Below are 20,794 nucleotides of genomic sequence, written 5' to 3'. Positions count from 1 at the left end.
GAGGTATATTGGCGGTCTTCCTTTACCGGACCGCCTTGATGAAACTCGACCCTCAAGCCCTCGCCCAGATCACCTCCGCCACCCTCGGCAACTACAACCGCGTGGCCGACGACTTTCGCGAAGGCACCCGCGACCACGACGTCAGCCAGAACATCGACGCGCTGCTGCGCCATGTCGAAGGATCGGCGCCGTGGCAGATTCTCGATTTCGGCTGCGGGCCGGGACGTGATTTGAAGACGTTCACGGCGATGGGGCATGTGGCGGTCGGGCTTGACGGCTCCGAACGTTTCGCCGAGATGGCCCGTGCCGAAACCGGTTGCGAAGTCTTTCAGCAGAACTTCCTTGAGCTCGACCTGCCGCAACGCCGCTTCGATGGCATTTTCGCCAATGCGGTGCTGTTCCACATCCCCAGGCAGGAACTGCCACGCGTGTTGCGCGAACTGTATGCCACGCTTAAACCGGGCGGCGTGCTGTTCAGCTCCAACCCGCGCGGTCAGAACCAGGAAGGCTGGAACGGCGAGCGGTATGGCGCGTATCACGACCTCGAAACATGGCGCCAATTGCTGACCGACGCCGGGTTTACCGAACTGGAACACTACTACCGCCCCGCCGGGCTGCCGAGGGATCAGCAGCCGTGGCTGGCGAGCGTCTGGCGGCGCCTGTAACGTCCGGCACTGTGAACGACGCGAGCTGTTACTTCTGACAGTATCGGTAAAAAACCACGCGCTTTAGGATGGACTCACGGCGGTCTACACAGGCGGCTGGCAATGGAATCCATTTGAACTGATCAAAGGAAATGATCATGGCGACCGAATACTTGCAAAATGGCGACTTCAGCGAAGACCTTGCCCACTGGGTAACGCCGGCGGGCTTTGAGCCAGACTTCAAGCCCATGGAGGGAGGCAGAGGGCAAAGCATCAAGCTGAATACTGGCGTGACGGTCAGTCAATCGGTTACTGAGCTTCCGGGCACGCGCCTGCATCTCGAGTTCGACGTGCATAGCGCAGAGCGCTTAGGCGACGTGTTCTTCGTTGTGGTCGTGGGAGGCTACAACGAAGAGGGTACGATGAATCTGACGCAGGTCGTCAGCTTGGCAACTCAAGAGTGGGTCCACTATTCTGGCGGCTTCGATTTCCAGGAAAAGCTCAAGGACTGCTTCTTGACCATGTCGGCCCCGGCAGACACCTCCAGCTTCTCGCCTTCAGGCGTAACACGCGCCTCACAATTCGGCCCTGTGCGGTTCGCCAGCTTCAGCCTGACGCTGGCCGACTGATTATCGCATCGACCGCCCTGCTACCTGTCAGAGGTGGCAGGGCCCGTATGACTCAATGCGCAGGCACCTGCTCGTCGTCACCCTTGTCCGAAGCCTCGCGACGCTGTTCGTCGGTCGGCTCTTTGATGCGATACCAGGCCACGTACAGCGCTGGCAGGAACAGCAAGGTCAGTAGCGTGGCGATGATGATGCCGCCGATCATGGCATAGGCCATCGGCCCCCAGAACACCTCGCGGGCAATGGGGATCATGCCCAGACTGGCCGCTGCGGCCGTCAGCAGAATCGGCCGACGGCGGTGTTCGGTGGCTTCGACCACGGCGTCCCACGGCAGATAACCACTCTTTTCATAGGCATCGATCTGGGTCACCAGAATCACCGAGTTGCGGATGATGATGCCGATCAGCGCCAACACCCCGAGAATAGCCACAAACCCCAATGGCGTACCCGTCGGGATCAGCGCCAGCACCACGCCGATCAGCCCCAGCGGCGCGACACTGGCCACCAGGAACATCTTCTGCACGCTGTGCAGCTGGATCATCAGGAACGTCGCCATGAGGAACAGCATCAGCGGCGCAACGCTGGCAATCGGCCCCTGTGCCTTGCTGCTTTCCTCAACCGTACCACCGGTCGCGACCTTGTAACCCACCGGCAAACCGGCTGCAAACTTGTCAATTTCCGGCTTCAGTTGATTGACCAGATCGGTCGGCTGAATCTCGTCGCGTACCGAGCCTTTCACGGTGATGGTCGGCTTGCGATCACGTCGCCAGACCAGCGGCTGCTCAAGCTCATAGCCAACAGTCGCAAACGCCAGCAGCGGAATCGAGATTCCGGTCGGGGTCACGATCTGCAGGTTCTGCAGGGTTTCCGGCGTACCACGCTCGGCGTCTTCAGCACGTCCGACCACATTGATCAGGTAAATGTCATCACGCACCTGCGTCACGGTAGAGCCGCTGACCACGCTGTTCATCAGTTTGGCGACGTCCTCGGACGACAGCCCCAGTTGCCTGGCCTTGTCCTGATTGATGTCGATGCGCAAAACCTTGCCCGGCTCGTTCCAGTCGTAGATCACTTCGCCCACATGCGGGTTGTGATCCAGCAGCGTGGCCAGTTCGATAGCGTGCTGGCGGACCTTGTCGATATTCTCGCCGCTGACGCGATACTGCAGCGGACGCCCCACCGGCGGGCCCATTTCCAGGGCTTGCACGTAGGAACCGATGCCGACGAAATCATCACGCAGGCGCTTTTGCAGACGCGCAGTCAGCGCGCCCCGCTCTTCCAGGCCTTTGCTGACAATCACCAACTGGGCGTAGAACGGGTTTTCCAGCTGCTGATCGAGCGGCAGGTAAAAACGCACCGAACCCTGCCCGATGTAGGTGCTCCAGCGCTCGATGTCCGGGTCGTCCTTGAGGCTCGCTTCAAAAAGGTCCACCACCTTGCGCGTTTCGTTGATCGAGGCGTTTTGCGGCAGGTTCAGGTCGACCAAAATTTCCGGGCGGTCCGATGACGGGAAGAACTGGTTCTGCACGAACTGCATGGAGAGCAGCGACGCGGCGAACAACCCGACCGTGATGCCGATCGCCAGCCAGCGATGGCGCATGGCCCAGAGCATGCTGCTGTTGAAGGCCCGCCCGACGCGGCCTGGCTCTTCGGATTTGGGCTTGATGTTGGCGCTCAGAATATGCACGCCGATCACCGGCGCGAACAGCACGGCAACCACCCACGACACCAGCATCGCCACGGCAATCACGGCAAACAGCGTGAAGGTGTACTCCCCCGCAGAGCTGTTGTTCAGGCCAATCGGCACAAAGCCGGCCACTGTCACCAGCGTACCGGTGAGCATCGGGAACGCTGTCGAGGTGTAGGCGTAAGTGGCGGCCTGCTCCTTGGTTTCACCCATTTCCAGCCGTGTGACCATCATTTCCACGGTGATCATGGCGTCGTCCACCAACAGACCGAGGGCGATGATCAGCGCGCCGAGTGAAATTCGCTGCATGGTGATGCCGCTGTATTCCATGAACACAAACACCATCGCCAGCACCAGCGGAATAGAACACGCGACCACCAGCCCCGCGCGAAACCCGAGGCTGACGAAGCTGACCAGCAGCACGATGATCACCGCCTCGAACAACGCGCTGGTGAAGCCGCCCACGGCCTTGTTCACCACCTCGGCCTGATCGGAGACCTTGTGTACGCCGATGCCCACCGGCAGCTCGGCGGTGGTGGCGTCCATGCGCTCGTGCAGCGCCTTGCCGAACGCCTGAATGTTGCCGCCCTTCTGCATGGCGATGGACAGGCCGATGGCCGGTTTGCCGTTGAAGCGAAACAATGGTTTGGGCGGGTCAGTGTAACCGCGAGTGATGTCGGCAACGTCGCTCAGGCGGTAAAAGCGGTCGTTGATCCGCAGGTTGACCGCTGCCAGGTCCTTCTCGGAAGCGAACTGGCCAGACGTGCGCACGGAAATCCGCTCCGGCCCGGCTTCGATGACCCCGGCAGGCGTCACCGCGTTCTGCGATTGCAGGCTCTGCACCACCTGGCTCTGGTCGATGCCCAACGCAGCGAGTTTGCGCGTGGAGAAATTCAGGTACAGCACTTCATCCTGCTGGCCGATCATCTCGACCTTGCCCAGACCGGGCACGTCGCGGATGTCGGCACGTACCTTCTCGACGTAATCGCGCAACTCGCGCATTGAGAAGCCGTCGGTGGTAAACGCATAGATCGAGCCGTACACATCGCCGAACTCGTCGTTGAACGACGGGCCTTGCAGCCCTTGCGGGAACTGGCCACGAATGTCGTCGACCTTCTTGCGCACCTGATACCAGATCTCCGGTATCGCCTTGGCGTTGGTGGTGTCACGCAGGTAAACGAAAACCGTGGACTCGCCCGGTCGGGTATAGCTCTTCACGTAGTCCAGTGAGTCGAGCTCTTCAAGTTTCTTTTCGATTCGGTCGGTCACCTGCTCCAGGGTCTCGTCCACCGTCGCGCCCGGCCAACGGGTCTGAATAATCATGGTCTTGATGGTGAAGGACGGGTCTTCCTCACGCCCAAGCTTCATGTAGGAAAACACGCCCATCAACAGCGCGACGAACATCAGGTACCAGACAAACGACTGATGCTTGATGGCCCACTCGGATAAATTGAAATTCCCTTTCATCGCGGGCTTTCCTCATCGACTTTGACTTTCTGACCCGGCTTGAGGCTGTTGACGCCTGCGCTCACGACTTTTTCACCCGCTTTGACGCCGTCTGCCAGCACAAAGCTGTCGCTGTCACGGCTGATGATATTCACTTCTCTCGGGTTGACCGTCTGGCTCTGCGAATCGATGACCCAGATGCGGCGCTTGCCGTCGACGTCCTGCAAGGCGTTGATCGGCAGGCGCATGCGCGGCGTGATGCGCGAGCTGAGCGTCACACTGATCGCCGTGCCGAGCCGGAACGCAGGCGGCGTGTCAGTCAGCGACAGCCGCGCACGGCGAGTGCGCGTTGTACGGTCGGCCTGCGGTTCGATTTCACGAATGATCGCCGTGGTGTTCACCTGCGGATCCAGTTGGCTGCCAACGGTGAACACCACGTCGTCGGGCAGTTGCTCGGCCAATGCGGCAGGCATATCAATAACGGCTTCCTTGATGTCAGGACGTGCCAGCGTCACCACTTCCTGACCGGCGGTGACCACCTGCCCGGCTTCGACCTTCCACTCGGTGACCACCGCGTCATGATCGCTGCGCAGTTCGCTGTAGCCCAACTGATCGCGCGCCTGCTGCTCGGCGGCCTTGGCCTGCTCCAGCGATGAACGTGCGGTTTTCAGGTCGGTCTGCGCGATGTCCAGTTGCGCCTGGGCACCCACACCGCGGTCGAACAGTTCCTGCTGACGGCGGGCATTGGCCTGGGCGTTGATCCACCGCGCTTCAACGTTGGCCAGATCGCCCTGGCGACCGCGCACGTTATTCTGCTGATCGGTCGGATCGAGGGTTGCAAGCAGATCGCCTTTCTTCACTTCGCTGCCGACGTCCACGTTGCGGCGGGCAATGCGCCCTGCCACCCGAAATCCCAGCACGCTCTGATAACGCGCCTGGATATTGCCAGCGAAACGTCCGAAATCCTGCATCGACTCTGGCTGGGCTTCAACGAACACGACCGGTCGAATCGGCTCGGGAGGTGCTTCGTCCTTGCCACAGCCGCTCAACAAAAAGCTGCTTGACAGAACGCTGCTCATCAAAACACAGGACAGGCGCTTCATGGCTGCACCTGCGCATGCTGCGGTTGCGGTTGCTCGGCAATTTCGACTTGCATGTCCGGGTGCAACAGTTGTCCGCCAGCGACCACGACTTTCTCTCCACCTTTAAGCCCATCGCCGATGATGACTTTGGAGGTCAGGTAACGGGTAACAGTCACCTTGCGCAGATTGACCTTGCCCTGCTCGTCTACCACCCACACAGCGGGTTTACCCAAGTGCTCGCCGAGGTCCTTGGTCAGCGCCGACCATGGCAACTCGACGCTGGCATTGGCTCGCGCGCTCAGCGCCACACTGACCACCGAACCGAGGTCCATGCCCTCCGGCAGCGGGTCCAGAGCGATCTTGACCTGCAAAGTCCCGGTTTGCGCCGAAACCGCCGGGGTCACTTCACGCACTTTGCCGCTGACCTTGATGTTCGGATTATCGAGCAGCGTGACCTGCACGATCTGGTCGGTAGGCGGCTCGACGAACAGTGATTCGTAAACATTGAACACCGCATCACGCTCACCATCACGCGCCAGATCAAAAATAGGCACCGTCGCCTGCACCACCTGCCCGACTTCCGCCTGGCGCGCAGTGATCACCCCCGGCGCATCCGCGACCAGCGCGGTATAACTCAACTGTTCGCGGGCATTGGCCAACTGCGCCTGTGCGGCTTTCAACGAACTTTCGCTGCCGCGCACGGCCGCCTGCGCGGAGTCATATTCGCTGCGGCTGGTGTAACCCTTGGGCAACAGTTTTTGCTGACGCACGAAAGCAGCGCTGGCCTGACTCACGCGAGCCTGCTCGGCGGCCACAGAGGCAGCAGCCGAATCGACATTGATCTGCAAATCCTTGGGGTCGAGTCGGGCCAGCACCTGCCGTGCAGTGACCCGGTCGCCGACATCCACATTGCGCTGAATGATCTTGCCATTGACCCGAAACGACAGGCGGGTCTGCACACGGGCTTGAACGTCACCGGTCAGCGCCACGCTGGCCGCGAAATCGGCGCTTTTCACCTTTTGCACATAAACCCTTGGCAGTTCCGGCGCGAGCGGTTTCTCCTCGCCACAGCCTGCCAGCGCCGCCAAGGCAGCGGCCAGACCGAACGTAACCAGTTGTGAAATACGAACGGGCATGCAGACTCCTTGTGCAACTGCCGGATGCGGGCGTGATCAGGGCGAGAGAATAGCGTGAGTATGCGACTGTGCGCGAGAGGGAGGGTTCATTAAGGAGGCGCTGATTTATTCGATTTTTCGTCCCTGCAACGCTCTGGAGGCCTTGATTTATCTGGGGGCAACAGCTGGGTTTTAGAATAAATCAGCGTCTCCTTAACGGGGCAGAAAGCGGGTAGACAAGAAAGACCTTCAAATGAGTGATTGGCCCAAAGGGACTCAGCTCATTTCTTTTGAGTTTTGCCGGTTCGAATTTCGGCAGGGACGTTGCCTTGAGCGTCACTGCCGAAATTAAGCGTAGCTTATCGATTAAGCCAACGATTCAGTACCCTGGCGAATGGTAGTCGGCAACTCTTCAATAATCGTTGGCATCTTGTGGACACCAGATAAATACGCTTTAAAAACAGGCTTTCTTATAGTTTTGTATTTAGGGTAACCTGCTCTGCGAATAGACGACGTTGCCGGTGCAACGTTTGGTGATGATAGTTTTGGTCGTAGCAATGTAAAGGGTGTAGCCTGCAACCCAGCAGCGGATTGCTCAGGAAGTCGAGTTGAAAGTATTAGCGGATTTCTGACTGCCAAACCGCGGTTCCGTCTAGCAAGCTCGATACTCTTCAGGTTAGGGATTGAACGCCCCACTCCAGCAGCCTTCTTTACAATTGAACTCAGAGCAAAACCAACGCCCACAACAGCTAACGCACTGCCCACGCCCATAAGCACCCCACTGAGTGTTGGATTCGATTCTTTTACGTGAGTAGACACATAAATTGACCCACCTCCAGTGAGCAATAACCCAGCTGCCAAAATCCCACTTAAGAAAGACGAAAAATGCCCGGTCGGGTCTATGTATTTGATCGGATTGTTTAGCCCGTACGCATACGTATTCAACCCGCCCTCACCACACGGGCTCAAACTGTCCGGGCTGTTAAAACGCATCAACACAGGGTTGTAGGCACGATAGCCATTGCCGAGCAGGTAGTGGCCGGTTACCAGGTCAGGCTGCTCGCCGTTGAAACCGGGTAGATCGGCAATAGTCTGCTCGGCTTGACGATGCCCGAACGGCGTATAGACGATATCAGCCTGCCTCCCGTCTTCGCTCGCGTACAGAACGCTGTTGTGCAGGTCGCTGGCGATCATCGTCGTCACAACCTCTTCGCCCTCGCGACTCTGCTGCGCCAATAGCTGGCCGCCTGCGCGGATACAGTTTCGTTGCCTGTCGCCCTGCAACTCGGTCATCAGTTGCTCGCCGCTGTAGAACCGGTTGGAGACGGCCTGAGCCAGCGGGGTCAATGTGGACACACGGTCCAGCGGGTCGTAGGTTTACTTGCAGAGGGTAGCCATTATCTTTCCCTGATGATGATAAAGTCAGGGCTTTAGCGTGACCCAGGTCGGGATACCGGTCTACTGGTAGAAATACCAGCGGCAGGGTTTATGCAAAGAGCGAAGAGGACGTTCAAAGATAAGTTGTTTCAATCTCTGGATCGCCGCTCCGAATGCTTGAACCTGAGGCGTGAATGATACGGTCGTCAGGTACTGCGATCGGCGCCAACTTCGCAGCTTTTTTTGCAGCTCGCCCTGCAAGTCTGGAACGATTATACGTCCAGCCACGCAGCCCGACGACAGGGATAATAACAACTATAGCAACGCTTCTCAGCGTGCGAACCGCCAGCGAATTACTTTCAAACTTTCCTGCAATATAAGATGCGGTCCATGTCGCACTGGCAATAAGCGCCCCGACACCAATGGCTCCTGAGACTTTTTCCGCCGTGTTCGCCGATCTTCTGAGCGCGGGCGTCTTGGAGAGGACATTATCGATAGCGTTTACATCGGGCTTTAGGGAAGGTCTGAAAAAGCCTTTTCTTCAAAAGTCGAAGCCAGTAAATACAGGCGCTCCAGCCCGGTTCCTCTCCAAAAAAATGGGCTTTTTCAGAGGATACCTAGGTAGCCGCTGATTTATTCTAAAATCCAGCTGTTGCCCCCAGATAAATCAAGGCCTCCAGAGCGTTGCCGGGACGAAAAATCGAATAAATCAGCGGCTCCCTAGGGAGACGCTGATTTATTCTAAAACCCAGCTGTTGCCCCCTGATAAATCAAGGCCTCCAGAGCGTTGCAGGGACGAAAAATCGAATAAATCAGCGCCTCCCTAGTGTGATGTTTTCGAAATAAGTTACTTATTGCCTGCGGTTTCAAGTGCTTCACGCGCCCGTTGAATTTTGTTCAGAATCTCCTCTCCCTTTGCGTTCCAAACGTATCGGGTCGGCTGAGCATTACGTAACGCCATGAACGCTGTAATGGAGCTCTCCAGCTCGCGAACCGAGGCAAAACTGCCGTCGCGAAGATACACCGTGATGTCTCGAAAGAAGCGTTCAACCATGTTCATCCAAGAGCTGGAGGTCGGCGTGAAATGAATATGAAAACGCGGATGCTTCGCCAGCCAGGCCTTCACTGCGGCATGCTTGTGGGTCGCGTAGTTATCGACGATCAGATGAAGCTGGAGGTGTTTGGGCGTTTCTTTATTGATCTTCTTGAGAAAGGCCAACCACTCTTGATGCCGGTGCTGACGCTCGATGCTGCTGATCAATTTTCCTTGGAGGTAATCCAGTGCGGCGAATAACGTGACCGTGCCATGACGGGTGTAATCATGGGATTTAGTCTGGATATGACCGATGCCCAAAGGCAAACCCGGCTGTGTTCGCTCCAACGCCTGAACCTGGCTTTTCTCATCACAGCACAACACTAAAGCCTTATCCGGTGGGGCCAGATAAAGCCCGATCACATCCCAGAATTTCTCCTCAAACTGCGGATCGTTGGACAACTTGAATGTGCGCGTCAGGTGGGGCTTTAAATCATTGGCAGCCCACAGCTTATGGACGGTGGTCGAGGAAATACCCGCCGCCTTTGCCATGCTCCGACAGCTCCAGCGTGGTTCTCCGATGCGAGGACGGGTGACCTGTTCCAGGACACGGCGAACTGTCTCGGCAGGCAAAGATGACTTGCGTCCACGCCCAGGTTCGTCGACCAGTCCGTCCAGTCGACGAGCCTGGAAACGCTGGCACCAGAGCGTGATCGTTGGGCAGGAAAAGCCCGTCAAACGTGCAATGTTGTCTCGGGTTTCACCTTCGGCAGCCAGCAGGATTATGCGTGCTCGACGACCCTCTCGCTGAGGTATGGTGGCAGAGCGAACGCGTCGTTTGAGTTCGATCGTTTCTTCAAGGCTAAGCGTGATGTCCAGAGCGCTCACGATAAGCTCTCCACGGCTGGGATGACATCTGAAGTGTAGCCGAAAATAACGAAAAGATATTTCGCGAACAGCACACTAGGGAGGCGCTGCAAAAATAGCCAACTGTCCCCACCCTTGGCACACTAAGTTCCTTCAACAGCCTCCCTCTCCGTGAGCGTTACGCGCGTGCAGAAGACCTTCTCCGAACTCGAATATACCGGCAAGAAAAAGCAGACTCGCCGAGATCGCTTCCTGGCTGACCTTGAACAGTTGGTGCCCTGGGCCCTGCTGGAGGCGCAAGTGGCGCCGTTTTATAGCAACACCGCAGGCAAGCGCGGACGCCCTGCGATAGGGGTGTCGCGCATGTTGCGCATGTACGTCGTGCAGCAGTGTTTCGGTTTCTCCGATGAAGGTTGCGAAGATGCCGTCTACGACAGCCAGGCCATCCGCGGTTTTATGGGTATCGACCTGGGTCGCGAGTCTGCACCGGATGCCACCACCTTGCTGCGTTTTCGCCGCTTGCTGGAAGTCCATCAGCTAACCCGGCTGCTGTTTGAAACGATTAACCAGCATCTGGCCAGCCGGGGGCTGCTGCTCAAGGAAGGCACTATCGTCGACGCTACTCTGATCGCCGCGCCGCCCTCGGTCAAGAACCGAGAAGGCAAGCGTGATCCTGAGATGCATCAGGCCAGGAAAGGCAATCAATGGCACTTTGGGATGAAGGCCCACATTGGTGTAGACGCCACGTCGGGGCTGGTGCACAGCGTAGTAGGGACGGCCGCTAACGTGGCGGATGTCACCCAGGTTGGCCAGTTGCTTCACGGTGACGAAACCTATGTTTCGGGTGACGCTGGATACACCGGTGCGGCCAAGCGACCGGAGCATGCTGAACGGGACGTTATCTGGTCGATTGCAGAACGGCCAAGCAGTTACAAGCAGCACGGCGAAGGCAGCGTGCTGTATCGGGTCAAGCGCAAAATTGAATATGCCAAGGCGCAACTGCGTGCCAAGGTCGAGCACCCCTTCCAGGTAATCAAGGTGCGCTTCAATCATCGCAAGGTTCGCTACCGTGGGCTGGAAAAGAATACAGCGCAGTTGTTCAGTTTGTTTGGGTTGGCCAATCTGATGCTGGCCAAGCGGTATTTACAACAGACGGCAGGATAAATCCGTCTGAAAGGCGGGACTGGCCCGCCTTTCAGCAAAATGAGGGCAGAAATCTGCTCGAGAAACGTAAAATAAGGCCGGCAGGTTGAAAAAAACCGGCTTGGAAATGGGGACGGTGCGAACGGGTTAATTGTTCAGCGTCTCCCTAGAGGGTGTAGACAAAATAAATTAAACTTTCACTCCCTTGTCTGAATAGCCCTCAAGCCATGCCTAAAACCGGACGTCCTCGCTCGATTGCCGCCGAGCACTATCCCGTGCTGGTGAAACTCGCTCATGCACAGCCCTATTCCAGCCAGGCCGAATTGGCGCTCGTATTCTTCGCCGAAACCGGTATCACTGCGCATCCCGACACCTTTGCAAAAGCGTTGAAAATGGCAGGGATTACGCGTGTAAAGCAGCGGGCCAAGGGAAGTTTTCAGTCACCTGAACCTAATAAAGCCTATGGCTACAATGAAACCCATCGCCGCCAACTGCCGGAGCAGCTATATCCGAGTTGCTTGACAGATACCGAGTGGGCACTGGTCGCCGACCTGTTTGAAAGCCAGGGCGGACGAGGAGTGCCACCGCTTCACTCTCGGCGCACGTTGCTGGAAGCCTGTTGCTATGTCGTACGCACGGGGTGCTCACGGCGAATGCTACCCCGCGATTTTCCTCATTGGGACAATGTCTACAAAACGTTCCGCCGGTGGAGCGCTCAAGGCAAGTTCGAGCAAATGCATGATCGCTTGCGAGCTCAATGGCGTGAGCGGGAAGAACGCGCTGACAGCCCGTCAGCAGCGATCCTGGATTCACAGTCGACCCGCAGTTCTCCTCAAGGCGGTGACAGCGGCTACGACGCAGGCAAAAAAGTGAAGGGGCGTAAACGAAGTCTGATTGTCGATACATTGGGCCTGCTGCTGGCTGTCAGTATCAGTGCTGCAAGCGTGCAGGATCGTGACGCGGCGGATGATGCGGTGGCGTACTCGAAGGAAAAATATCCGTCACTGAGCACGCTTTTTGTTGATAGTGCGTACGCAGGAAAATGGGCACAGCGCACCCATCAACTGCACGCTATCGATGTTCAAGTGATCCGTGGCCCGAATAACAGAAGAACAGGGCAATGGCACTCTGAACAAGGCGATCTATTTTCCGTGGAGCCTGTTCAGACTGGATTTGTGGTCATGCCCAAGCGATGGGTAGTGGAGCGAACTCATGCCTGGAATGAGAGAGCTCGGCGACTGATCATGCATCATGATCGCCTTTTTGCGGTAAGCGAGGCATGGGTTTGGTTGGCCGAGGCTCGAATACTCGCGCGCCGACTCACTACATGATTTTGTCTACACCCTCCTAGGGAGGCGCTGCAAAAATAGCCAACTGTCCCCACCCTTGGCACACTAAGTTCCTTCAACAGCCTCCCTCTCCGTGAGCGTTACGCGCGTGCAGAAGACCTTCTCCGAACTCGAATATACCGGCAAGAAAAAGCAGACTCGCCGAGATCGCTTCCTGGCTGACCTTGAACAGTTGGTGCCCTGGGCCCTGCTGGAGGCGCAAGTGGCGCCGTTTTATAGCAACACCGCAGGCAAGCGCGGACGCCCTGCGATAGGGGTGTCGCGCATGTTGCGCATGTACGTCGTGCAGCAGTGTTTCGGTTTCTCCGATGAAGGTTGCGAAGATGCCGTCTACGACAGCCAGGCCATCCGCGGTTTTATGGGTATCGACCTGGGTCGCGAGTCTGCACCGGATGCCACCACCTTGCTGCGTTTTCGCCGCTTGCTGGAAGTCCATCAGCTAACCCGGCTGCTGTTTGAAACGATTAACCAGCATCTGGCCAGCCGGGGGCTGCTGCTCAAGGAAGGCACTATCGTCGACGCTACTCTGATCGCCGCGCCGCCCTCGGTCAAGAACCGAGAAGGCAAGCGTGATCCTGAGATGCATCAGGCCAGGAAAGGCAATCAATGGCACTTTGGGATGAAGGCCCACATTGGTGTAGACGCCACGTCGGGGCTGGTGCACAGCGTAGTAGGGACGGCCGCTAACGTGGCGGATGTCACCCAGGTTGGCCAGTTGCTTCACGGTGACGAAACCTATGTTTCGGGTGACGCTGGATACACCGGTGCGGCCAAGCGACCGGAGCATGCTGAACGGGACGTTATCTGGTCGATTGCAGAACGGCCAAGCAGTTACAAGCAGCACGGCGAAGGCAGCGTGCTGTATCGGGTCAAGCGCAAAATTGAATATGCCAAGGCGCAACTGCGTGCCAAGGTCGAGCACCCCTTCCAGGTAATCAAGGTGCGCTTCAATCATCGCAAGGTTCGCTACCGTGGGCTGGAAAAGAATACAGCGCAGTTGTTCAGTTTGTTTGGGTTGGCCAATCTGATGCTGGCCAAGCGGTATTTACAACAGACGGCAGGATAAATCCATCTGAAAGGCGGGACTGGCCCGCCTTTCAGCAAAATGAGGGCAGAAATCTGCTCGAGAAACGTAAAATAAGGCCGGCAGGTTGAAAAAAACCGGCTTGGAAATGGGGACGGTGCGAACGGGTTAATTGTTCAGCGTCTCCCTAGCTTCACTCCCTTTAGCACAGCCTTTATAGACGAACGAGCCATCAGAAGACCAATAACTCCGGTAAAAAGGGCTGCGCCAAGGTAGATGGACGTTTGCACATCATCAACGAGTCCATGCCCCGTGGGATCAGATCGATTGACCGGATCCCCCGCACAATACCCATACGCGTTGATTCCGCCCTTGCCAAACGGACTGAGGCTGTCAGGGCTGTTGAAACGCATCAGAACGGGGTTGTAGGCGCGATAGCCGTTGCCCAGCAGATAATGACCGGTCAACGGGTCAGGCCGCTCACCGTTGAAGCCTGGCAGTTGGTGCAACGCTTGCCGATGCCCGTAGGGTGTGTAGGCGATAGGGTCAGGCAAGTTGGCCGATACGGTGTGTAACACGCTGTGCTGTCGGTCTGAGCCGATCAACAGCGTGGCAAGCGCTGCCTGTGTGGCCAGCACTTGACGGCCGTGACGCAGGAATCGAAGGTGTTCTGCACCTTGAATCTCGCTGACCAAGGCCTCGGACTGATAGAACGAGCGGGCAATGGCACCCGCCATCGGCGTACGAGTCGCGAGCCGGTCAAGCGCGTCATAGCGGTAACGGCACAGGGTAGCTTGCTGGCGCATGGCGGGTAACCGGAGTGGTCTTGATCAGCGAGGCAGGCCTCTTCAGGCACACAATGCATTGCCGGGACCGCAGCGGCTACTCGTAGAACTGCTAGGTTGCGTCAGGGGCTGTCAGTGGCTCTGAACACATTCCAGCTCGGCCTTGGCCATGTTGATCAGATGCACCACCGAGAACGCCAGATCACGTTTCAGGCCATCGAGGTTGTCACCGGTTTCGTAAGCGGTAGCAGAGGCACAGCGCAGTATTTCGCTGACCTGTATCAGGGAATCTTCAAGAGAGTTGGGGAGCGGCGGGGACGGGGTTGAGTTGATCATCGCTTATTCCTTTAGCTGACAAGACCACTCGATGCTTGCTGCTAAACAAACAAGGGTGGCGACTTTGACGCGGGTTAGCAGACCGGTGTGGAACAAGCGCAAGCAACCGGCGCACCCGAAGGTGCCCCACGCAAAGCCGCCATAAACGGCACTTGCGCCACTTGTAATCCACAAACAGGCTGCTAAACCCGATCGCTGAAATCAGCGACCGACGCAGCCTGGTGTGCAGATGTGGCAGGCGCAAGGGCCCGGGATTTTCTAGGAAAGGTCATACACAGGAAAGAGAAAAGACTGAAAGAAAGGTCCTGCACAGACTGTGTGAAAACACACTGATGAAGGCCCAAGCAAACGCCCCGACTTGTTCGGGGCGTTTTTTTTGTATTGGCAGCAGACGAAAAAAATGTCCGCTCAGCCCATCAAAGCCATCAGATGGCGCACACCGAGCACTTTAATCGCTCGTTTCAGGTTATAGGCATTCACCGCCAAGGCCATTTCAGCTTTTGTACCCTCCAGTTGTCGCAGCAAGAAACGGCCATTACCAAATAGCCATTGCTTGAGGTTGCCGAAGGGGTGCTCAACGATGGATCTTCGGTTGGCCATCATCTCAGGATGCGCCTGCATTCTTTGCTCCATCCGCTCGAAAGCCTCTTCATGGGCATGTCGTGAGACATAACGGCGCCGGGCTCGAGTGCATTGCGTTTTCAGCGCGCAGTTGGCGCAGTCATCGACCTCAGCCTGATAGATCCGATCACCTTTGTTGTGCTGTTTTAGCGTTAACCATTTGCCTGCCGGACACTGGAAACGATCGTGTCCGGTCTCATAGATAAAGTCTTTTCGCTCAAAGAGCTGCTCTTCCTGACTGCCAGGGTTTTTCGAACGATTGGGCGGTACATAGGCCGTAATCGAAGCATCCTCGCAGGCCTGAAACTGCTTGCCATTGGAGTAGCCGGCATCGGCAGTGACCGTCAGATCATCTTGCTGTAACTCTGCTTTGGCGGCCTTGGCCATCGGCTCCAGTTGCTTTCGGTCATCGCCATCTTGGGTGACCTCATGATGCAAAATCAGGCAATGCTCGGCGTCCACGACGGTTTGCACGTTGTAGGCCACACGTGGCCCTTTGGCCGTGCGCATCATTCGGGCATCGCTTTCATGGGTGTTGAACTGCTCGATGCCCATCGAACGCATCAGTGCCTGGCAACTCTGATTATCCTGTTGTCGAGCCTCAAGCTGTGCCAGGGCTACCTTGATTGCGCTGCGATCAATTGAATCTGTGGTTTCAGCCTTGTCGGCCTCATCCAGCTCGGCCAGATACTGAGCGATGCGCTTATCCAGTTTTTCTTCCTGGCGCTTGAGCTGCTTCAAATTCACATGACGCCGTGAGGATGCGACCGCCTGAAACTTGCTGCCGTCGATGGCCACCAACTCACCGGCGATCAAGCCTGCCGTGCGACAAAACCGAACGAAAGCACGGCAGGTCGCGATGAAGGCGGGTTTATTGTTCTTGCGAAAATCGGCGATGGTCTTGAAGTCGGGCTTGAGCCGGTTGATCAGCCACATCACTTCGATGTTGCGCTGACACTCGGCTTCAAGACGTCGCGATGAGCGAATCCGCTGAAAATAGCCGTAGAGGTAGAGTTTTAGCTGATCGGCGGGATCATAAGCAGGGCGCCCCGTGCTTTTTGGAATCGCTTTATCGAAGCCCAGTTGCACCAGATCGAGCCTGGCAACGTACAGGTCAATGACACGAACGAGGTGATCCTCGGGGATCAACTCTTCCAGCGAGACCGGGAATAGGCTGGTCTGGCTGCGGGACTCACCTTGGATGTAGGCCATAACGAAAAATGCTCTGTATCTTTCGATACGGAGCATTTTCTTTGAGCGCTGCGCAGATTGCTAGGTTTTCACACAGTCTGTGCAGGACAGGTTTTTCGTGAGCAGAAGTAACCTGATTCTTTCAGAAGAGGACGCAGAACGTCCAGAACGGCATTCCTACGCGGAGCGTTGGAACGATAAGTGATCTCCCGGACAACCTACCGTTCGTGACACTCTGCGTCGCCAAGAGGACGCGGAGCGTCCAGAACGGCATGCGACGCGGAGCGCCGCACGATAGTTGAGATTATCGTTCCTCACGCTCCGCGTGGGAATGCCCTTCATGACGCTCCGCGTCATCTTCAAACCGCGCCGATCAGCTGCCCTCGGTGCCATGCGCTTCTTCGAAGAAGTAGTCCTTCCAGCTCGCCGCCTTGTTTTTCAGCACACCCAGTTCATGCAGTTTTTCGGCGTAGATGAAGGTGCGCTGCGGGGTGATGGTGAAGTCGATTTCCGGGTCGGAAACGATCTTATCTACCAGCGACAGCGGCAGCTTCGATTGCTCGACGCGGATGTAGGTCTGCGCGGCAGCGGGCTTGTCGGCCTTGATGATCTTCTCGGCTTCGGCCAGCGCGTCGTAGAACGCCTTGTAGGTCTTGGGGTTTTCGTCGTGGAATTTTTCGGTGGTGTAGAGCATGTTGAACGTGGCCTGACCGCCGAGCACGTCATAGGAACTGAGCACTTTGTGGACGTTGGGGTTTTCCAGCGCTTGGTACTGGAACGGCGGGCTGGAGAAGTGCGAGTTGATTTCCGAACCGCCCGCCAGCAATGCTGCGGTGGCATCCGGGTGCGCGAGGCTCACCGAGATGTTGTCGAATTTCTTGTAGTTGTCGTTACCAAACACCTTGGCCGTCTCGATCTGCAAGGTGCGCGACTGGAAGCCCACGCCAGCAGCAGGCACGGCGATGCGGTCCTGGTCAGTGAAGTCCTTGATGGTTTTCACGTTGGGGTTGTTGGTCAGCAGGTAGTTGGGCATCGAGCCCAGCGAGGCGATGGCCTTGACGTTCTGCTTGCCCTTGGTGCGGTCCCAGATGGTCAGCATCGGTGGCACGCCTGCCGACACCACGTCCAGGGCACCGGCCAGCAGCGCTTCGTTCATTGCCGTGGCGCCGGAGATGCTGTTCCAGTCAACCTTGATGTCCAGGCCCTGCTCTTTGCCGTGCTTTTCGATCAGTTTCTGATCGCGCACCACGTCGAGGATCAGATAGCCGATGCCGAATTGCTGAGCAATGCTGATCTTGCCTTCCGCCTGCGCGCCGCTGCTGACCAGTGCGCCGAACAGGCCGAGAGTGGCTGCCAGCACACTCAGTGCCGGGCGGTGAAATGCAGTTGTCATGTTGTTCTCACCCTGATTATTCAAAAGAAGACGGCGAATCAACGCTGCATGCCCCAGCGCTTGACGGTCAGGCGCTCGATGTTGGCGAACAGCAGGTTCTCGACCAGCAGACCGATGAGGATCACCGCTGCCAGGCCTGCGAAGACTTTGTCGGTGTACAGCTCGTTACGATTCTGGAAGATGTACCAACCCAGACCGCCCTTGCCGGACGATGCGCCGAAGACCAGCTCGGCGGCGATCAGGGTGCGCCAGGCAAAGGCCCAGCCGATTTTCAGGCCGGCGAGAATGGAGGGCAGCGCGGCGGGAATCAGGATATGCCAGACAAAGCGCAAACCCTTGAGGCCATAGTTGCGCCCGGCCATGCGCTGGGTTTCCGAGACACCGAGAAAACCCGCGTAGGTATTGAGCGCCAGCGCCCACAGCACCGAATGTACCAGCACGAAGATCAGGCTGTTCTGCCCCAGCCCGAACCACAACAGCGCCAACGGTAGCAAGGCAATGGCCGGCAGCGGATTGAACATGGCGGTCAGCGTGGTGAGCAGGTCACGGCCCAACTGGGTGGACACGGCCAGCGTGGTCAGGACGAACGCCAGCACGATGCCGATCAGGTAGCCCTGAATCAGCACGGTCAGGGAAATCCACACCTTGCTCGGCAGCTCGCCGGAGATCAGCCCGTCATAAAAAGCGGCGGCCGTTTGCAGGAAACCCGGCAGCAGCAGGTCGTTGTTTTGCAGGCGCGCAGCCAGCTCCCAGATCACTGCAAGAGCGATCATGATCACGCTTTTGCGCACCCAGCCCAGTTGCCAGATGCGCTGCGCCAGCGGCAGGTCGCGGGCCAGGTCTTCCTGCGTGAAAGGCTCCAGCGTGACTTCGTATTCTTCGCGAACAGGCGGTGCGAGGCTCATGGTTTAGGTTCTCGGTAGTAATCAGTTTGTGACTGTCGTGCCAATGCTCTGGAGCGCTTATGGTCACGTGGGAGCGGACTTGTTCGCGAAAGGTCCGGTACATTCTCCGAAGATGCATCGTCTGAAATACCGTCTTCGCGGACAAGTCCGCTCCCACAGAAGCTTGTCTTCGCGGACAAGCGAAGCGTCAACCGATCCGCTCCCACAGAAGCCCGGTTTTCGGAGTATCAATACCAGTGCATAACGATGAGCGCAGAGCGAACGATTAATCACGTATCAATAAGCAATCCGGATATCCTGAAAATTCAATTCCTGCTCGACGGTCCCGGCATCACCTTCATCGAACAACAAGCGATGAATGCGCTGTGCGGTTTGCTGGAAGCCGACGCCGCCGAGGCTTTTCAGGTCGTACTGGTGGCTGTTGATTTCCGCGCGCACACGGCCCGGATGCGGCGACAACAGCAGGATGCGATTGCCCACCACCAGCGCTTCTTCGATCGAATGCGTGACGAACAACAACGTGAAGCGCACTTCATCCCATAGCTCCAGCAGCTCTTCCTGCATCTTGCGGCGGGTCAGTGCGTCCAGCGCGGCGAACGGCTCGTCCATCAGCAGGATTTTCGGCTGCATGGCCAAGGCGCGGGCAATCGCCACACGGGCTTTCATGCCGCCGGACAAGGTGTGCGGATAGGCGTCGGCAAATGCGCTGAGACCGACTTTCTCCAGGTAATAACGGGCGCGCTCCAGTGCCTCGGGCCGTTTCAAGGTGCGTGACGCCAGCAGTGGAAACATGACGTTCTCGATCACGGTTTTCCATGGCGGCAACTGGTCGAACTCCTGAAACACCACGATACGATCAGGGCCGGGCTCGGTGACCTGACTGCCCGCCAGACGAATCTCGCCCTCGCTGGGCTGAATGAACCCGGCCACCGCTTTGAGCAGCGTGGACTTGCCGCAGCCGGACGGGCCGAGCAGGACGAAGCGATCAGAAGGGTCGATCTCGAAACTGACCTGATGCGTCGCCCGCACCACGCGCTCTGGCGTGCGGTATTCGAGGCTGACGCCGCGAACCTGCAACAGCGCTTCTTGCGGTTGGGCGCTCGTGCTGACCGTGTGGCCTTGCGCGACAGCATTCATGAACGGCTCTCCTGAATCAAAACGGCGCAGTGCCTTGAATGGTCGTGCGATGCAGTTTGCGGCGCAGATGGGCCGGGCAACCGGCGGCCAAGTGAATCAGAGAACGGTTGTCCCAGAACACCATGTCGTTGGCTTGCCACTGGTGGCGATAGATATGCTCGGGGCGCACGCTGTGGGCGTACAGCTCAAGGAGAATCTGCTGACTTTCGTCTTCCGGCAGGCCGAGAATGTGCGTGGTGAAGCCCTCGCTGACAAACAGCGCCTTGCGACCGGTTTCAGGATGAGTGCGCACAACCGGATGGCTGACTTCGACCACCTGTGCCAGTTGTTCTGCCGTCAGGGTCGGCCGCCAATTGGCCGCGTTATGGCCCTCGGCGTAGCGCGCGGTATAACTGTGAACAGCAAAGCGCCCTTCAACCGCATCGCGCAAGTGTTGCGGCAAGGTATCCCAGGCCTGATGCATGTCTGCGAACAGCGTATCGCCGCCTTCACTCGGCAGCTCTTGGGCGTACAGCATCGAGCCCAGGCTCGGCAGCTCTTTATAGGACAGATCCGAATGCCAGTATTTACCGGCATCGCCCAGACCTACCGGCTGACCGTTCTCGACGATGTTGGAAACGATGAGGATTTCCGGGTGATTGGCCAGCAGAAACTGCTTGAGCACGTGGATCTGCAACACACCAAAGCGACGGCTGAAATCCACCTGCTGTTGCGGCGTGATGTGCTGGTCACGAAACACCACGACATGATGATCCAGATGCGCCTGATGCACGCGTGCGAAGTCGACATCGTTCAGCGGTCTGGACAGGTCCAGCCCAACGATTTCCGCGCCCACCCTGTCGGTGAATGGACGCACATCAAACGCTTGTGAAGCGATGTGAGTGGGCGATGAAGCGAGGGAGGCTGCTGGCATGAGAACTCCGACTCCAGAACGTGCATGACTGAAAGAAGGAACTGTATAGCTATAAGAAAGAGATTTTAAATACCGTTAGAGAATATCGATAGCGCTGTATGCTCCATCGATCCGGCATAC

General features: G+C 57.5%; 16 protein-coding genes and 1 pseudogene. 5 read left to right on the top strand and 12 right to left on the bottom strand.

Features of this window, described 5'->3' with window-relative positions; genetic code table 11:
- Window positions 1-38 precede the first annotated feature (38 nt).
- Both BLT55_RS23630 and BLT55_RS23625 read left to right on the top strand, forming a co-directional pair.
- Window positions 39-665, top strand: a complete 627-nt coding sequence (locus BLT55_RS23630) for a class I SAM-dependent methyltransferase (RefSeq protein WP_055000398.1) — start codon at window positions 39-41, stop codon at window positions 663-665.
- Between the two features lie 137 nt (window positions 666-802).
- Window positions 803-1,273: a hypothetical protein gene (locus tag BLT55_RS23625; RefSeq protein WP_007252874.1), complete on the top strand. Its 471-nt coding sequence runs from the start codon at window positions 803-805 to the stop codon at window positions 1,271-1,273.
- A 52-nt stretch (window positions 1,274-1,325) separates the two neighbouring features.
- On the opposite strand, the gene BLT55_RS23620 is transcribed toward BLT55_RS23625, so the two are convergent.
- The 5 genes from BLT55_RS23620 to BLT55_RS23595 all read right to left on the bottom strand — a co-directional run bounded on the left by BLT55_RS23620 (window position 1,326) and on the right by BLT55_RS23595 (window position 9,898).
- The gene (locus tag BLT55_RS23620; protein WP_055000399.1) at window positions 1,326-4,424 is read right to left on the bottom strand and encodes an efflux RND transporter permease subunit; all 3,099 of its coding nucleotides are present in this window, start codon (window positions 4,422-4,424) and stop codon (window positions 1,326-1,328) included.
- Window positions 4,421-5,506: an efflux RND transporter periplasmic adaptor subunit gene (locus BLT55_RS23615; protein ID WP_055000400.1), complete on the bottom strand. Its 1,086-nt coding sequence runs from the start codon at window positions 5,504-5,506 to the stop codon at window positions 4,421-4,423. Before BLT55_RS23615 ends, BLT55_RS23620 begins: the two co-directional genes overlap by 4 nt.
- The gene (locus tag BLT55_RS23610; RefSeq protein WP_055000401.1) at window positions 5,503-6,621 is read right to left on the bottom strand and encodes an efflux RND transporter periplasmic adaptor subunit; all 1,119 of its coding nucleotides are present in this window, start codon (window positions 6,619-6,621) and stop codon (window positions 5,503-5,505) included. Before BLT55_RS23610 ends, BLT55_RS23615 begins: the two co-directional genes overlap by 4 nt.
- A 345-nt stretch (window positions 6,622-6,966) precedes the next feature.
- The gene (locus BLT55_RS23605; RefSeq protein ID WP_223862761.1) at window positions 6,967-7,965 is read right to left on the bottom strand and encodes an RHS repeat-associated core domain-containing protein; all 999 of its coding nucleotides are present in this window, start codon (window positions 7,963-7,965) and stop codon (window positions 6,967-6,969) included.
- A gap of 859 nt (window positions 7,966-8,824) precedes the next feature.
- Complete coding sequence (locus BLT55_RS23595) at window positions 8,825-9,898, bottom strand: IS630 family transposase (RefSeq protein WP_004663932.1); 1,074 nt, start codon at window positions 9,896-9,898, stop codon at window positions 8,825-8,827.
- Window positions 9,899-10,063: 165 nt separating this feature from the next.
- Between BLT55_RS23595 and BLT55_RS23590 the strand changes: the two genes are divergently transcribed.
- From BLT55_RS23590 to BLT55_RS23580, 3 genes are all read left to right on the top strand, one after another.
- Window positions 10,064-11,041, top strand: coding sequence for an IS5 family transposase (locus BLT55_RS23590; protein ID WP_007247761.1), 978 nt, complete (start codon window positions 10,064-10,066; stop codon window positions 11,039-11,041).
- 206 nt (window positions 11,042-11,247) lie between these two features.
- A complete protein-coding gene (locus BLT55_RS23585; protein WP_074800988.1) occupies window positions 11,248-12,351 on the top strand; it encodes an IS5-like element ISPsy19 family transposase in 1,104 nt (367 codons plus the stop codon).
- Window positions 12,352-12,457: 106 nt separating this feature from the next.
- A complete protein-coding gene (locus BLT55_RS23580; RefSeq protein ID WP_007247761.1) occupies window positions 12,458-13,435 on the top strand; it encodes an IS5 family transposase in 978 nt (325 codons plus the stop codon).
- A gap of 259 nt (window positions 13,436-13,694) precedes the next feature.
- Here the strand turns inward: BLT55_RS23580 and BLT55_RS23575 are convergent.
- The 7 genes and pseudogenes from BLT55_RS23575 to BLT55_RS23540 form a co-directional block, all read right to left on the bottom strand.
- A pseudogene (locus BLT55_RS23575) lies at window positions 13,695-14,199 on the bottom strand (RHS repeat-associated core domain-containing protein); the annotation flags it as partial.
- 111 nt (window positions 14,200-14,310) lie between these two features.
- Window positions 14,311-14,514: a DUF6124 family protein gene (locus BLT55_RS23570; RefSeq protein ID WP_055000632.1), complete on the bottom strand. Its 204-nt coding sequence runs from the start codon at window positions 14,512-14,514 to the stop codon at window positions 14,311-14,313.
- A gap of 408 nt (window positions 14,515-14,922) precedes the next feature.
- Window positions 14,923-16,347, bottom strand: coding sequence for an IS1182-like element ISPsy6 family transposase (locus BLT55_RS23565; protein ID WP_055001182.1), 1,425 nt, complete (start codon window positions 16,345-16,347; stop codon window positions 14,923-14,925).
- A gap of 352 nt (window positions 16,348-16,699) precedes the next feature.
- A complete protein-coding gene (locus BLT55_RS23555; RefSeq protein ID WP_054999591.1) occupies window positions 16,700-17,719 on the bottom strand; it encodes an ABC transporter substrate-binding protein in 1,020 nt (339 codons plus the stop codon).
- 38 nt (window positions 17,720-17,757) lie between these two features.
- A complete protein-coding gene (locus tag BLT55_RS23550; RefSeq protein WP_054999592.1) occupies window positions 17,758-18,624 on the bottom strand; it encodes an ABC transporter permease in 867 nt (288 codons plus the stop codon).
- 276 nt (window positions 18,625-18,900) lie between these two features.
- A complete protein-coding gene (locus BLT55_RS23545; protein ID WP_054999593.1) occupies window positions 18,901-19,761 on the bottom strand; it encodes an ABC transporter ATP-binding protein in 861 nt (286 codons plus the stop codon).
- A gap of 16 nt (window positions 19,762-19,777) precedes the next feature.
- Window positions 19,778-20,674 carry a TauD/TfdA dioxygenase family protein gene (locus tag BLT55_RS23540; RefSeq protein ID WP_054999594.1) on the bottom strand — a complete coding sequence of 299 codons (897 nt, stop codon included), beginning with the start codon at window positions 20,672-20,674 and terminating at the stop codon, window positions 19,778-19,780.
- Window positions 20,675-20,794 lie beyond the last annotated feature (120 nt).

It is taken from the genome of Pseudomonas cannabina, assembly GCF_900100365.1.
Taxonomy (GTDB): Bacteria; Pseudomonadota; Gammaproteobacteria; order Pseudomonadales; family Pseudomonadaceae; genus Aquipseudomonas; species Aquipseudomonas cannabina.
Note: the sequence above shows the minus strand (reverse complement) of the source record. Positions and strands in the feature narration are given on the sequence as shown.

Excerpts from the sequence above, each read along its gene's own strand:
- BLT55_RS23630 (WP_055000398.1), top strand. The coding sequence starts at position 39 with ATGAAACTCGACCCTCAAGCCCTCGCCCAGATCACCTCCGCCACCCTC.
- BLT55_RS23625 (WP_007252874.1), top strand. The coding sequence starts at position 803 with ATGGCGACCGAATACTTGCAAAATGGCGACTTCAGCGAAGACCTTGCC.
- BLT55_RS23620 (WP_055000399.1), bottom strand. The coding sequence starts at position 4,424 with ATGAAAGGGAATTTCAATTTATCCGAGTGGGCCATCAAGCATCAGTCG.
- BLT55_RS23615 (WP_055000400.1), bottom strand. The coding sequence starts at position 5,506 with ATGAAGCGCCTGTCCTGTGTTTTGATGAGCAGCGTTCTGTCAAGCAGC.
- BLT55_RS23610 (WP_055000401.1), bottom strand. The coding sequence starts at position 6,621 with ATGCCCGTTCGTATTTCACAACTGGTTACGTTCGGTCTGGCCGCTGCC.
- BLT55_RS23585 (WP_074800988.1), top strand. The coding sequence starts at position 11,248 with ATGCCTAAAACCGGACGTCCTCGCTCGATTGCCGCCGAGCACTATCCC.
- BLT55_RS23570 (WP_055000632.1), bottom strand. The coding sequence starts at position 14,514 with ATGATCAACTCAACCCCGTCCCCGCCGCTCCCCAACTCTCTTGAAGAT.
- BLT55_RS23565 (WP_055001182.1), bottom strand. The coding sequence starts at position 16,347 with ATGGCCTACATCCAAGGTGAGTCCCGCAGCCAGACCAGCCTATTCCCG.
- BLT55_RS23555 (WP_054999591.1), bottom strand. The coding sequence starts at position 17,719 with ATGACAACTGCATTTCACCGCCCGGCACTGAGTGTGCTGGCAGCCACT.
- BLT55_RS23550 (WP_054999592.1), bottom strand. The coding sequence starts at position 18,624 with ATGAGCCTCGCACCGCCTGTTCGCGAAGAATACGAAGTCACGCTGGAG.
- BLT55_RS23545 (WP_054999593.1), bottom strand. The coding sequence starts at position 19,761 with ATGAATGCTGTCGCGCAAGGCCACACGGTCAGCACGAGCGCCCAACCG.
- BLT55_RS23540 (WP_054999594.1), bottom strand. The coding sequence starts at position 20,674 with ATGCCAGCAGCCTCCCTCGCTTCATCGCCCACTCACATCGCTTCACAA.